This is a genomic window from Burkholderia sp. BCC0398 (assembly GCF_902833245.1).
GTDB classification, from domain to species: domain Bacteria; phylum Pseudomonadota; class Gammaproteobacteria; order Burkholderiales; family Burkholderiaceae; genus Burkholderia; species Burkholderia sola.
In genome coordinates this window covers 133,389-145,685 of sequence record NZ_CADFEM010000014.1, presented here as the reverse complement: position 1 = coordinate 145,685, position 12,297 = coordinate 133,389, and the positions used below count along the sequence as shown (strand labels likewise).

Sequence of the window (12,297 nt, the reverse complement as noted above, 5' to 3'; positions counted from 1 at the left end):
TTACCATCCGATAGCGAGCCAGTTGATCGACTCCGTCGATGTCCCGTAGTTTTGCAGCGCGATCTGACTGAGGCTCGCAGAGGACGCATTCACCGCGTGATCACTGCCCCCACTGGCGCGCGTCGCGAATACAGCCAGCACGCCGCTCGGGAATGCAGTCGCATAGTTGACGTTCAACGTGCTGTTCGCCCCCACGGAAGCGATGCCGAACTGAACGTACATCTTTCGAAGGACGCCGGCAGTAAAAGGAATCGCTAGGAACCCTGGATTGCTGATCGACCCCGTGAACTGATCGAGCCGCAGAGCCTGGGTGTTGCTCGTAGCTTGCGCCACGTTGAACGCCTGTGATGCACTCCCCGATACAGTTGCAAAAAGCAACTGAGCAGCCGCCAGAACTTGGTTGTTCGTTCCCTTGGCGGGGGCGATGTTTGCGGCAGTCAAAAACGCCAGCAGCTCAGCCTGAACCGCATTGAACCAGTCCGCATCGAGCACAGTGGCCGGTGTCGCGGTCGCCGGGTTGCCATTTGTCCACCATCCAGGCGAACCGGCAGGCGCCGGCGTCGGCTGGCTGACTGCTGCGCCGCTGGAATCGATTTGATACATGCGCTCTCCCTCTTGTTTCTTACAGGATCACCGGAAGGCCGATGCTCGTTACAACCGGATGTCCAAAATCATCGATCACCGAGTTGTCGAATACTGGCGTGATGTACTGGAACATCACTGTGGAGTGAGCGGGCTTCACCGCGCTGATTTCGCATTCGAGCACGCTGTTCCCCCAACTCGCGAGCGGATCGCCGGCCGCCGATTGACCGGCTCTGGCCACCGTCACCGTGCTGAGCGGCACATTGATAGCCCATGCAAAGGCCCAATCCACCCCATTGCACGGGTCACCACACACGGCCTGCCCCGCGCGGGCCGGCGCGAAGCTCTCGACGGTAATCTGGTAACCCAGGTTCGCGGCAAACTGGACGAAATACGCCGCTGACTGCCCCCCACCATTTGAAAATCTAGCGACGACTTGCGCGCGCCGTGCTTGAATGCTTGGCGACGGTCCGGCGCAAGGGTCTGGCAACCCGAGAGTCAATTCCCATTCAGGGAGAAGTTCGTACGTAGCCGCTGGAAAAGCGTCTACGAGCAAATAATTCGCACGCGCCGTATTCCGCTCATACGATGGCGCCAGACCAGCCAAAGCCTTGGTCTGCACTGCATCTTGATCGCGAGGCCATACAAGGCCCTGCGGAAGCAGCGATTGAATCGCTTTTAGAAAATTCGCAGCGAGAAGAACGGGGGCCGCCATTCAGCCATCCTCCTAGATGAACGTGACGGTCCCGAGAGTCGGCAAGCCACCTGCCGAATTCTGGATGTTCCCGGCCGGAGACACGATTACAAAGCCTGCAGTCTCGGGCACGGCAGCAATTCCTGAATTGACGTCCGATAGATCAACCGTTCCGCCGGGTGCTCCTTCGCGGAAAAATGCATCTGAAATCGCCGCTTTCACAGCTGCTTGTGTTGCGGCCGAAGCCGTGCTCAATCCGGAAATCATGAAGTTGATGGGATTGGCGATCGGAGCGCACGCATAAACCAGAGCAGTGACGGGCTGAACAGAAAAAATAGCATTTGCAACTGCCAGTTGATCCCCCGTCGCCACCGGCGCGCGCCGCGTCTCGTTGGACGAAACACCATTCGTCCCTTGCGGGAATCCCGCATTTGATGCTTCCGAACCATCCATCATAAAATAGACAACGACGGTCCCAGCGCCAAATGCATTCGGCGCGCACCACGCACGCGTGACGCCCGGCACTGCCGTCGCCCACGTAACGTAGTCATCCTTGTCGCCACCCTGGGGGCTTGCCTGGTACGCGGCGATCACTCGCCCGCGGAAGTCGGCCGGCGACTCGACATCAGCGCCGCCAGTAAAAGGTGTAGAGGCGACGCCTGTCGACTGGATTCCGGCGATAGAAATCCCGAGGGATAGTGTCGTGCCCGCGTCGCAGTTTCCCGCCGCGCCTGGCTGAGCATCCACCACCGAAACAGTAGCTGTTCCACCATTTCCAGCGGATGCCGATGCCTGGACCGTGTATGTCCTGCCATCTCCGCGAACAACCGTCGCTCCGGACGGAATGACTTTCCCGACTGCCCCTTGAAATGACACATTCCCCGATGCGGTGGTCGCGCCTTTCTGGAAGATGTTCTTGAGCGCCCCCCATCCGACGATGTATTCATCGGTAGCCGTCCATGGGACCGCCTGCTTGGCGATCCAATCAAGATAGCCATAATGCAGGTACGCCAACCCCGCTTGGACCACCGTGATGACGCGCAGCACGCTATTGCGAAGGAGCGCACTGACGCCCTGCAGGTTGGCCTGCACGTCAGCCGCAACCTGCGCCTTCAATTCCGAAAGTGTCGGCCGCGAGAATGGCATTTATGAATTTCCGTTCCAAGCCCACGAGTAGGCCAGTGAGACTTTCGTCCCGTCCTGTTGATAGGCAATGATCTTCGCGCCGAGAAAACTGGCCCTCGTCCACTCGACCATGATGTCGAACTTGGCTACGACGCCATCGTCGATCAACCACTGCAGCGCCTCGGCGATATAGTCGTACGCGCGCTGCAACGTCTCCGTCGTCTGCTTCGCGCGACGAAGAAGCCAGAGCCGAGATCCAATCGGGCTTGCCGCGTCGTCGCCCCACCAACCTCTTGGGTTGCCGGAGCCGTCAGGAATCACGTCGTCTGCGGCGGCCATGCGATCGGTGAAAAGGCTCACGAGAACTGCTGTCTCGAGATCGTTCCCGGTCGCAAGCACCGGCCCGAGCGTCGCCCAGTCGCCGCGATTGTTCGCCGCGTCCCAGAAAATCTGGATGTCTGTCGGGTTCATTCGATCTGGTTCGGCGTATCGGTCGTGACGGTACTGGAACCGCCCTGGACGTTTCGTACGTTATGGTTATGCTCATCGAAGATCACGCGATCAGCCGCCATGCTCCGTCCGATCGTGTCGCAGTTGTCGACGATGTCGCCAGTACATTCAAACCGAGGCGTCACCATACGCACCTTCGTGGCCGCGTTGATCGTGACGATAGATGCATCGTTGACCGTGACAGCCTGCCCCTTAGCCTCGACGACGACACCACCACTCGCGGTGAGATACACGCTCTTTCCATCCTGGCTATACAGCATCGTTTCGCCAGATTGCAGGTTGCGTGGCCTTGACGGCTGATGATTTGTGCCGACGATCACTGCATTATTTCGACCGCCGCCGAGATTGAGCATCGTCACGTCGGATCCGTTCGGCGGGACGCTGGTCAGCCCAAACTCGGCACTACGGGGCAAATTGTCGATCGTCTCGCGCTCGTTAACCTGAACCTGCAACAGCTGCGCACCGCCCGCGTCGTCCTGATGCGTTACGCGCCCCCATCCCGTGACCACGGTGATGAACCGCGCAATGCGCGCGGTCACTCCGTTCGCTTGATCGCTCATTGAGGAATGGTGCTGCCGTCGACAAACATCGGTTGGAGAGCCGTAGGCTCGGGGAGATATGCGTCCGGTCGCATCGCCGTGATCGTGGCAGTCGTGCCGGATTGCAGATTCCGCTGATAGGTCACTTCGCCGATCAACCACGTCACCGGTCCGGTTCCCGATTCGTCAGCCAGCTTCAACTGTGGCAGGAGGATCGGAACCAGCGTATTCGGTGTCCAGAGCGCTCCAGCGGAGTCGCGCCACGAATCAGTCGTGAGGGTCACGACTGCGGCTCGACCGATCCGCCGATTCATCTCCCAGATTGCTCGCTGCTTCGCAAGATCCTGGAAGCCCTGAACGGCTTCGGCGATGATCACTCGCTCGCGCGGGCGCTTCACGCCTGCATCGGTAGCAGTCGCGATCACATTGCCGGCAACGCCAATGTCGGAATACATCTGCACCGACTGCGTGAAGGCCGTGTACGTCTGGAACCGCTGATCTGCCGAGTACTGGACCGTCGCGGCCTGCACGTTGATGCCCTGCTGAAACCCGCTCGCTGCGTTGACCGTTCCGGCCTGCGCGAGGACAAGATTTCCGTCTGGCGCGTCATACACGAGCAGCGAGCTGTATCGGCTGATCCTCTCGATGATCTCGTAGCACGATTCGCCGAGAAACAGATTGAACTGCGGGATCGCCCGCAAATTCTGGACGTCGCACGAGACCATGATCCCGTAGTGCGAAGCGATCTTCGCCGCGACATCGAGCGCAGACGTCCCGCTGATTTGTCCGTTCGGCCAAAACGCGGCGCAGTCGACCAAGTCCTGACACTTGCCGCGACCCGCGACGCGAATCGTGTGGCTGTGCGCATCCATTGATGGTACGTAACGATCCACGTAACCGGTGAGCACCACGTCTGCACCGATCTTCACGATGCATTCGTCGCCCGGCTGGACCACGACGCGATCCAACTGCCCCGGGTACAACTCGGTCAATCCCAGTTCGAAATCGCTCGGCAGCCTCTCGATGCCACGAGTGACGCGGACGTCAGTCCACCCCGAGATCGACTGGCCGCCGATACTCAGGGAGAGTTCGTCATCCATGGGTTACGTCGCGAGCGCCTGAAACGAAGTGGGTAAAAATGCCGGGTGCACTGCATCGGCTTGCTGCACGAGACCGTCCGTCCGCGCCGGATCGCGGTAAATCCGATTTGCGAGGACCAGCGCCGGCATCGGAGTGGCGAAACTGAACGTCGTAGCCGGCGCGATTCCCGCGCCTCGAGCCTGGAGATCCGCGACGACTGATTGCCGGAGTGCGCGCAGCGCCGTATAGCTCGAATCGTCGCCGGCGTCACCCGCAATCTCAATCTCAGCATCGAGCATCGCCGTTACATTCGCCATTACAGCCTGCGAATCCTGCTGCGATGCGGGCTGATACGCCGAAACCGTCGTCGCGAGCTGCGCCAGCACCGCGCGCCGGAACAACGCGCCGCATGCGGACTGCATCTGAGCCATTGCATTCCCGATTGCCGATGGCGACGTGATGCCGTTCGGCGAGTACGTCGCCATGCTGGAAAGCATCCGGATTGCATCAGCCGGATCGGACGCGGATGCCGCTACGGCCCGAACGAACGAGACGGCTGCCGCAGAAAATGACGCTGTGTCGACGACCGCTGCCGCAGCCGACTGAAGGGCCGCACCGGTGGAGCTCACTGCCGCGCGCAACACCGTGTCGTTCTGGATCAACATCGAAACAGTCGTGCCGGCGGGTGCCTTCTGGTTCGATCCGAGATAGCCGGAATTCCCGCCGCCGAACAAGCGGCCGAAGTTGCCCGAAAGAGTCGACACCGCGCCGAGAAACCGCTTTACATCATTCACCGCCGTCACGCCTAGCTGATAGATCCCGACAGCCGCCGAGACAGCCGATTGCACGACAGCAGCCCCCCCCTGAATCGCTGACGCCGTGTTCTTGACGAAATCGAGAAGCGAAGAAGCATTCAGCGCGTCGGCGGCGGCAGAAACCACATCCTGCGTCGAGTCGACGGCCTTCGGATAGATTCTCAGGCCACTCCGGATGAAAGTGAACATCACCTCCACGACGCGGCCGAGATCCTTCCGCTCCATGAATTCGACATTCAGGCAATTCACGTTCTCGACGGTGCCGAATGTCGGATGCACGAGCGTTTGCGGGCCCGCGGCCTCGCACACGTTGAACATGCGATCCCGCTGACCGATGACCGAGCCACCGCCATAGATGAGGCTGTCTTCGACCAAAAATCCGACCAGGTTGAACTGGCGCGGGAGCTTGCCGAGATCCTCGACCCAAACCTCATCGCGATACGGGTAATCGTGGACTGCATTGCGCCGACCGCCGGCCGTGCGCGCAGCCTCTACCGCGAACGGAACACCCCCGTACGAGGCCCCGCGCATCAGGCTTTGCCAGTTCCCAGAAAGCAGGTTCGACACGCCGTTGACGACGCTCGAAACCCCGCTCACGAGATCCGAAGCTGACGCAGCAACGCCACCGATGCTGCCGGCGATCACCACACCCGTCGTGACGCTCATACCTTACAGCCCCATCAACAATGAATGACCGATCTGCCCGGTCGCCATAACCTCGCCGTTCGAGTGCACGCTCGCGCGGGTGCCGTGCGGCGCACCGGGCATATGGATCGTGACCTCGAGCTTCTGGGTTCCATAGTTCCGTTTCGCTGCCGAATCGATCTCCGAAGCCATCTGGCCTCGTCGGTATTCTTCGCGTGGGTCTGCCGGGCGCTCATACAAGCGCGATACGACGCCGCCGGCGCCGACTGCAGAATCCTGCGCTGCAAGCGCATTCCCGGCCACCTGCTCATTACCCTTGCGGAGCTCGTAATCGACGAATTGCAGTTGCTGATCAAGCGTCGACTTTCGTATGTCGATGCCGAATCGTTTCTTGAACTCAGCCTGACGATCCTCATGCCACTGCGCGATCCCGTATGCATGCCCGTTGTCGCCAATGGCGCCCGGGTTGTACATGCTTTCAGCCCAGAGATTTGCGGCAATGCCAGCTGCCTGCTCCCTGGTCCAACCCTTCAGCATCATCGAATTCACGATGCTCGCGGTTTGCGAATCGGCTGCAGCACCGCCGCGGCGTCGCGCGCCAATCGGATCCCCATCCCATACATCGCCAGGCTGCGTCAGACGAGTATTGCCCTCGCCTTTGTTCAAACCCTGGCTGTAGAGCAACCCGAGCGCACCGGCGACAATCGGATTCGCGGCAAGCGGCATCAACACGCCGGATAGCGCCGCCGCCTTCACCAGCATCGACGCCAGCCCGGCGATCGGGCCAGCGAACGTGACAGCCGCGACGGCAAGTGCAATGCCCTTGACGCCGCCGAGCGCCTCGCCAACTCCGGCGATCGATTTCGCGGTCTTGTCCCAGTCGACGTTGTCGATCCAATGCGCGATCTTCGGGCCGTAATCGTCAGCAAGACGCGCGAACTCATCGACAGCTCGGCCAAGCGCCGGCGCGAGAGCCGATCCGATCGAATTTTTCAGTTTGTCGACCGACGCGTCGAGCGAGATCATCGACTGATTGAATTTCTCGCCCTGCGCGATCTGCTCCGGCGACATCGTCGCGTGCAATTCATCGAACTTCGAGACGAACTGGTCGATCGTGCCGCGGCGAATCATCGCCTGGATGCCACCGAGCCCGAAAATGTCGAGAAACTTGCGCTGCGCCTGCGTATTTGTGATCTTCGAAGCAGCCGCCGCGACGTCATGAAGGCCGCGTACGACGTCGATCGTGCCGTCCTTCAGGCGATGGATGCCGATCCCCTTGTCGGAGAGCACACCGGCGACGAAGTTGTTCCGACCCGCAGATGCATCCTCGAACGCGTCGCCGAGCGACTGCATGCTGCTCGTCATCGCATCGGCAGACAGGCCCGCGACGCGAGCCGCTCCCCGATAGCGCTGAAGGTCCGCCGTGGTGACGCCGATCACGCTTGACGTGTTAGCGATCTCTGCCGCAGCGCGGCCCCAGCTAGTCGCAAACGCCGCGATTCCGGCCACGCTGCCAACGCCAACGATCGCCGCAAGTGGAGGCGCAATCGATGCGACGCTGCGCGCTACGGTCTGCGCCGACTTGCCGACCGATTCGAACTTCTTACCGAGCTGATCTAGGCCGGTTTCCTTGTTGAAGGCAGCCACGGACGCCTTAACGTCCGTAATCGGCTTCGTGATTTTCGCGATGGACTCGTTGACGCGCTTGGCGACCGCTGTCGCCTTATCCACCGCGTTGATCGTGATCTGAAAGACCGGCGCTGCCATCAACTAACTCCCATGTCTTTCAATCGCTTCGCCTCCTCATACCAGTAGAGAAAGCGGCTCAATTTGAGGCGCCATGCATCTTCCGGCCCCCAGTGGTAGTACTTCGTGACCTCGGCGACCAGACCTCGCCAGCCGACGGGCCACGCGGTCAAAAACCCTGGAGGTACGTGACCGCCTCCTCGAAGTCGCGCTTCCCGAGGTTGCGCACCGCTTGCACCGGAATCCCCGTGATAAACGCGATGAGAGCCGCATTGTTTGCAAGCGACGTATCACCAGCCTTCAGCGAGCGGTCGAGCTCGTCGACCGTCGGTTCGCGCAGCTCGAGCTGCGAGTACGCGACCGTGTCGCCCTTCATCTGAATCGGCTTGCGCAGCACGAGAGTGAGGGTTTCCGGATGCTCGGGAATTGCCGGTGCAGTATTGTCGTGATCGGTCATGTTCAATTCGTCGTCGTTTCGGTGACTTCCGGACCCTCGAACTTGACGTCGAATACGGCGTCCTCGGAGTCCACCTCTTGATCTTCGACCGACCACATGTTTCGGCCGATGATCGTCTTTCCATTCGCGAGCTCGGCGACGACCGTCACATTCGTCATCCCGTTGATGTCGGCGACGGCGAGACCGCCCCAGTCGCGCATTTGCATCGCGATCGACGGCGCACGGTACTTTTCCTTGTAGCCATGGACGCCATCCATACCGGTCAGCGACTCGCGCGTCTTCGCACCCGGGCTGTATTTGAAGTTCGCCGACACCATGTAGGTCTTGCCGTCGACGGACACGGATGCCGTGCCAGCGAGCAGATTGCTAGGCATCGAATGCCCTCCTGAAATGAAAAAAGGCGCCCTATGGCGCCTTCGTGGACATCGCTACCGTGATCAGGCCGCGGCGACCTGATTGCTGAACTGCATGAGCAGCGCGAAGATCCGGAGCTGATCGATCAGCACGGCCGGATACAGCACGTCAACGCGATTCGGGTTCGTGGCGTTCTGCTGCACGATGAGCCCCTGCGCAAACTGCGCACTGCCCTGGACGTATCCGCTTTCCTCCATCGCCTTGTAGTCAGCGATCAAGTCCGCACGGATCATGTTCGGCGTGACGACGTTGTTCCCGGCGGTGAGCCGTGTACCGTTCGCCGCCAGCTTCACGCGCGCGTACTTCGTCGTGACGACCGATTTCAGCCGACGCAGCACGTACGCGAGCGTATTCATCGTCTCGACTTCGAGATAGCTGTTGTCGGGTTGGCCGAAGCTGTTCAGCTGGTATGTCGTGATCAGATTCTCGATCGCGACGGTGCCGTCGTCCGCCACCGTGAAAGTGCTGATGCCGGTATACAGCAGCGTATTCCGGTCCGTCAGCTGAAACCGTGACTGAACCGGCGGCGGCAGCGCCGTAGCGAGCGTGACGGTCTGCAACGGTTGAGCCGGATCCGCCTGAGCCGAAACAGCGACGGCCGCCGTGATGTCAGCCGCCCAAATCCAGTTCGGCGTCGGCGAATCGTAGAAGCCGGTGATCGACATATGCTCGTCGTTCCGCGTCGCACCGAACGTTTGGCACGACGCAAGCGTGCCGCGATACGCGCCGTATGCGCCGCCATAGAGCTGTTGCGCCCAGCTCCATCGGCCCGTCTGCGTGCTTAGGAACGACTTGATCGCATTCAACGACGTGGTGTCGTTGTACGGGAACGCGATGAAATCGAACGTCTTGTCGCCCAGATTCGCAAGCGCTGCCGTGAGCGACGGATTCGTAGCGCCACTGGCCATCGCGACGATGGATACCGTCATGCCTGTCGGCGTCGACTCGCCGCCAGCCGTGCCGAGATAGTTCAATCGGAGGTCGATGTCGTTGCCGCACGCACCATTGTTCTTAGCGGTGATGTTGACCTTGCTCGCCGTCGTTCCGTCGACAGCGGCCGTCACCGGCAGGTCGCCTACGGCATTGATCGCTGCGGCCAGAGCCGTCGCCAGCTGCGCAGGGGTCTGCGACGTCGATACGTTCAGCGAGATTCGCGTGCCCGCGATATACAGCGATAGCACTCCTGCAGCGGTCGCGGCTGCCGTGAAGTTGAGCGACCCGGTCGCCGCTACTGCAGCCGGATCATCCGCGAGCGGGAGATACCACATCTCGCTGAACTGGTCTCGCGTGCGATATGTCGCGGTCATCAGTGCCAACATCGAACCTTGTCCGCCGACAGACTTCGCGTCGGCGATGCCTTGACTGATCTGCGGGACGTTCGGTGTTGCTGAGCCGGAACCGGTCACCTGACCAATGATCAGCGCGCGCAGAGTCGGCTGGCCGGTATTTGCTTTGCGGGGATCGATGTCCGCATAGAACAGCGGTACGCGCAAGTTCTGCGGAATGTTCGGAAACGAGATGGTCATTGATCACCCTTTTCGATTTTTGCCACCTTCGCCGCTGCGGGCGCCAGGGGCTCGACGATTCGCGCGTCGCCGTCAGCGATGCGGCGATGCCAGTACAGGTCGAAGTCGTCCACCGTGATGCCCTCGGGCGGGATGAACTGCTTCGTCACCGGATCGAGCACGTTCGGCCCGCCCGGAACAGGTTGAACGACCATGCGTCGCTCCTTCAGAAGTTGATGGTCAAGCCAGGCTGCGTCGTGCCGTCCGGCTCTTGGATCGCCAGATCAACGCCCTGCAGCGGCATGAGCGGGATCGGGAAGAAGTCATCCGCCGATTGGAAGAACTCGACGTCGATCGTCATCAGCAACTCCGCGATCGGCATCTCCCCATCAGAACTCGTCGTGAGCTCCGAATCGACGGATGAAAACTGCTGAATACGCTGGCCGCCGGCCGGATCTGCCCAGATCGCAGGGTTGTTGATCAGCGCCGATTCGATCTGCGCCTTGAGGTTCTCCGCTGCAGCAAGTGCCGCCGCAGAGCCCGCATCCCCGACCACTGCTCCCGATTTGGTTCGCGCGATGATCTCGAGCGTCGCCGTAACTTTGAACTGCGGCACGTTGCGGCCGAGCGATTCCTTCCGCTCCTTGCGCGCGTGCACGAGGATCGATCGATATGCGTTCGGCGCCGTCGGCCAGTCGTATGGCGAGAAAACTGCGTCCCCCGCATCCGTCGCACCCTTGAGCGCCGTTACGAACAGCGCCCGAAGATCTGCGGATGTCGTCACGGCGAACTCACCTTATTGAGAAGAAGCCTTGCAGCACCACGCGAGTCCGGGCGAACCTGCCGAACTACGTAGGTGCTATTGACGCTGGGGATTGAGAGCTGGTCGTTTTGGACCGGAAGCGATGGAAACTGCGAAAGCTGCACACCCAGTACCGCCGACACTTCGGTCACACCCGACGATGCATCCTCGAACATCACTTCCTTGAGGTATGCATCGTCGAATACGCCGGTGATCGAGAACGATCCGCCAGCGAACGGCTTGTACGTCACCGGTTCAGCGAAGACACCGTGCAGCGACCCGATGACGACGCGGTTCCAGTCGATGGGCATTTACGCCTCCGCACGGCCGCTCTGCAGAACCTCCGGGCGCGTGCACAGGTAGAGCGGGTAGGAGTAGACCTCCATCTTCCACCACATGCGACGGTCGCGATCGATGATCGGCAGTACGTAGACCGAGGAGCCCGGCTGGTTGATGAACTCCGCCGATTCGCCCGGTGCCAGCACTTCCTGGAAGATTCCGGGCGCATTCACCGGGAAGAACTTGACCTTGTCGTCAGGGATCTTGATGGTGGCGTTGTCGTCCGAGCCGCGGTAGTTGACCCACGTGATGCCGTCAAACTCGAACGATGCGAACGCATCGCCGAATGCATCGTCGCGGATGTCGCGAGCGCCTTCCCAGTTCAGGAACGTGCGGATCACGTCCGGATGGTTGGCGAACTGGTCGTAGAACTGATCGCCGCAGAGCGCCATGATGCGGGTCTGGTTCGTGAACGCACCCTGGGCCTTGCGAGCCATGCTTCGCTTGATGCCGTTGATGATCGGTCGCAGGCTGTTCGCGGTCCCAGCCGAGAGGTTGAAGCCGACTTCCGGAACAGGCGTGATCTGAAACTCGTCGAACCAGTTGTAAAGTTGCGAACCGTCCTTCGGATCGAGCACGAGGCCCTGTACCGCTGCGAGGCGCAGATATTCCTTCGTGTATTCGACGCTGGCGAGCAGGCCCGTCGGACCCGCAAGCCGGCGCGCGACTTCGCGTTCGAGCTGCATCGGCACGGTCACGATCTGGCCGGTCGGGCCTTCCGGGAACTCGCGGATGTTCTGGATTTCGTACGTGTGGATCGTGTCGTCATGCATCAGCCGCGGCACGTCGAAGTAGCGCATCTTGCGACGCTCGGTCGTGCGCTGCGTGCCTTCGGTGCCGCGTTCGCTGAAGCCGATGAGCTTCAACGTGCCGGTACGCTCTTCGACCGATACGGCCGTCGTGCGAATCGGGTTTTCGTCGAAAATGTTCAACCGCCCCAGCGCGCCCGGTTGGTACGGGTTGCGCTGGACGCCCTGCGTGAGGGCCAGTGCGCTGAAAGCGTCACCGTTAAAAATGTCGATGATTTCGCCAGCCATGGCTTGT

At 60.9% G+C, this 12,297-nt stretch carries 15 protein-coding genes; all 15 read right to left on the bottom strand.

Features of this window, described 5'->3' with window-relative positions:
- The 15 genes from HWX76_RS27795 to HWX76_RS27725 all read right to left on the bottom strand — a co-directional run bounded on the left by HWX76_RS27795 (position 1) and on the right by HWX76_RS27725 (position 12,290).
- Positions 1-603, bottom strand: a complete 603-nt coding sequence (locus HWX76_RS27795; RefSeq protein WP_176016650.1) for a hypothetical protein — start codon at positions 601-603, stop codon at positions 1-3.
- A gap of 19 nt (positions 604-622) precedes the next feature.
- Complete coding sequence (locus HWX76_RS27790) at positions 623-1,297, bottom strand: putative phage tail protein (RefSeq protein ID WP_176016649.1); 675 nt, start codon at positions 1,295-1,297, stop codon at positions 623-625.
- 12 nt (positions 1,298-1,309) lie between these two features.
- Positions 1,310-2,422, bottom strand: coding sequence for a baseplate J/gp47 family protein (locus HWX76_RS27785; protein WP_176016648.1), 1,113 nt, complete (start codon positions 2,420-2,422; stop codon positions 1,310-1,312).
- On the bottom strand, positions 2,423-2,872 hold the full coding sequence (locus tag HWX76_RS27780) for a phage GP46 family protein (RefSeq protein WP_176016647.1): 450 nt from the start codon (positions 2,870-2,872) through the stop codon (positions 2,423-2,425).
- Entirely contained in the window at positions 2,869-3,471 is a 603-nt protein-coding gene (locus tag HWX76_RS27775; protein ID WP_176016646.1) for a phage baseplate assembly protein V, read from the bottom strand. The genes HWX76_RS27780 and HWX76_RS27775 overlap by 4 nt, the downstream gene beginning before the upstream one ends.
- Positions 3,468-4,550, bottom strand: a complete 1,083-nt coding sequence (locus HWX76_RS27770; protein ID WP_176016645.1) for a phage baseplate assembly protein — start codon at positions 4,548-4,550, stop codon at positions 3,468-3,470. The genes HWX76_RS27775 and HWX76_RS27770 overlap by 4 nt, the downstream gene beginning before the upstream one ends.
- Positions 4,551-4,553: 3 nt before the next feature.
- Positions 4,554-6,011 carry a DNA circularization N-terminal domain-containing protein gene (locus HWX76_RS27765; RefSeq protein ID WP_176016644.1) on the bottom strand — a complete coding sequence of 486 codons (1,458 nt, stop codon included), beginning with the start codon at positions 6,009-6,011 and terminating at the stop codon, positions 4,554-4,556.
- A gap of 3 nt (positions 6,012-6,014) precedes the next feature.
- On the bottom strand, positions 6,015-7,757 hold the full coding sequence (locus HWX76_RS27760) for a phage tail tip lysozyme (RefSeq protein ID WP_176016643.1): 1,743 nt from the start codon (positions 7,755-7,757) through the stop codon (positions 6,015-6,017).
- Between the two features lie 148 nt (positions 7,758-7,905).
- Entirely contained in the window at positions 7,906-8,193 is a 288-nt protein-coding gene (locus HWX76_RS27755; RefSeq protein ID WP_176016642.1) for a phage tail assembly protein, read from the bottom strand.
- Positions 8,194-8,195: 2 nt separating this feature from the next.
- Positions 8,196-8,567 (bottom strand): phage tail tube protein, encoded by a 372-nt coding sequence (locus HWX76_RS27750; protein ID WP_163126174.1) that lies wholly within the window; start codon positions 8,565-8,567, stop codon positions 8,196-8,198.
- Between the two features lie 63 nt (positions 8,568-8,630).
- Positions 8,631-10,133 carry a phage tail sheath subtilisin-like domain-containing protein gene (locus HWX76_RS27745; protein WP_176016641.1) on the bottom strand — a complete coding sequence of 501 codons (1,503 nt, stop codon included), beginning with the start codon at positions 10,131-10,133 and terminating at the stop codon, positions 8,631-8,633.
- Positions 10,130-10,327, bottom strand: a complete 198-nt coding sequence (locus HWX76_RS27740; RefSeq protein ID WP_176016640.1) for a DUF2635 domain-containing protein — start codon at positions 10,325-10,327, stop codon at positions 10,130-10,132. The genes HWX76_RS27745 and HWX76_RS27740 overlap by 4 nt, the downstream gene beginning before the upstream one ends.
- An 11-nt stretch (positions 10,328-10,338) precedes the next feature.
- Entirely contained in the window at positions 10,339-10,896 is a 558-nt protein-coding gene (locus tag HWX76_RS27735; protein WP_176016639.1) for an ABC transporter permease, read from the bottom strand.
- Complete coding sequence (locus tag HWX76_RS27730; protein WP_176016638.1) at positions 10,893-11,225, bottom strand: hypothetical protein; 333 nt, start codon at positions 11,223-11,225, stop codon at positions 10,893-10,895. Before HWX76_RS27730 ends, HWX76_RS27735 begins: the two co-directional genes overlap by 4 nt.
- Positions 11,226-12,290, bottom strand: coding sequence for a major capsid protein (locus HWX76_RS27725; RefSeq protein WP_176016637.1), 1,065 nt, complete (start codon positions 12,288-12,290; stop codon positions 11,226-11,228).
- Positions 12,291-12,297: the final 7 nt, after the last annotated feature.

Bases quoted from the DNA above. Each gene is read 5' to 3' on its own strand.
- HWX76_RS27795 (WP_176016650.1), bottom strand. From the start codon at position 603: ATGTATCAAATCGATTCCAGCGGCGCAGCAGTCAGCCAGCCGACGCCG.
- HWX76_RS27790 (WP_176016649.1), bottom strand. From the start codon at position 1,297: ATGGCGGCCCCCGTTCTTCTCGCTGCGAATTTTCTAAAAGCGATTCAA.
- HWX76_RS27785 (WP_176016648.1), bottom strand. From the start codon at position 2,422: ATGCCATTCTCGCGGCCGACACTTTCGGAATTGAAGGCGCAGGTTGCG.
- HWX76_RS27780 (WP_176016647.1), bottom strand. From the start codon at position 2,872: ATGAACCCGACAGACATCCAGATTTTCTGGGACGCGGCGAACAATCGC.
- HWX76_RS27775 (WP_176016646.1), bottom strand. From the start codon at position 3,471: ATGAGCGATCAAGCGAACGGAGTGACCGCGCGCATTGCGCGGTTCATC.
- HWX76_RS27770 (WP_176016645.1), bottom strand. From the start codon at position 4,550: ATGGATGACGAACTCTCCCTGAGTATCGGCGGCCAGTCGATCTCGGGG.
- HWX76_RS27765 (WP_176016644.1), bottom strand. From the start codon at position 6,011: ATGAGCGTCACGACGGGTGTGGTGATCGCCGGCAGCATCGGTGGCGTT.
- HWX76_RS27760 (WP_176016643.1), bottom strand. From the start codon at position 7,757: ATGGCAGCGCCGGTCTTTCAGATCACGATCAACGCGGTGGATAAGGCG.
- HWX76_RS27755 (WP_176016642.1), bottom strand. From the start codon at position 8,193: ATGACCGATCACGACAATACTGCACCGGCAATTCCCGAGCATCCGGAA.
- HWX76_RS27750 (WP_163126174.1), bottom strand. From the start codon at position 8,567: ATGCCTAGCAATCTGCTCGCTGGCACGGCATCCGTGTCCGTCGACGGC.
- HWX76_RS27745 (WP_176016641.1), bottom strand. From the start codon at position 10,133: ATGACCATCTCGTTTCCGAACATTCCGCAGAACTTGCGCGTACCGCTG.
- HWX76_RS27740 (WP_176016640.1), bottom strand. From the start codon at position 10,327: ATGGTCGTTCAACCTGTTCCGGGCGGGCCGAACGTGCTCGATCCGGTG.
- HWX76_RS27730 (WP_176016638.1), bottom strand. From the start codon at position 11,225: ATGCCCATCGACTGGAACCGCGTCGTCATCGGGTCGCTGCACGGTGTC.
- HWX76_RS27725 (WP_176016637.1), bottom strand. From the start codon at position 12,290: ATGGCTGGCGAAATCATCGACATTTTTAACGGTGACGCTTTCAGCGCA.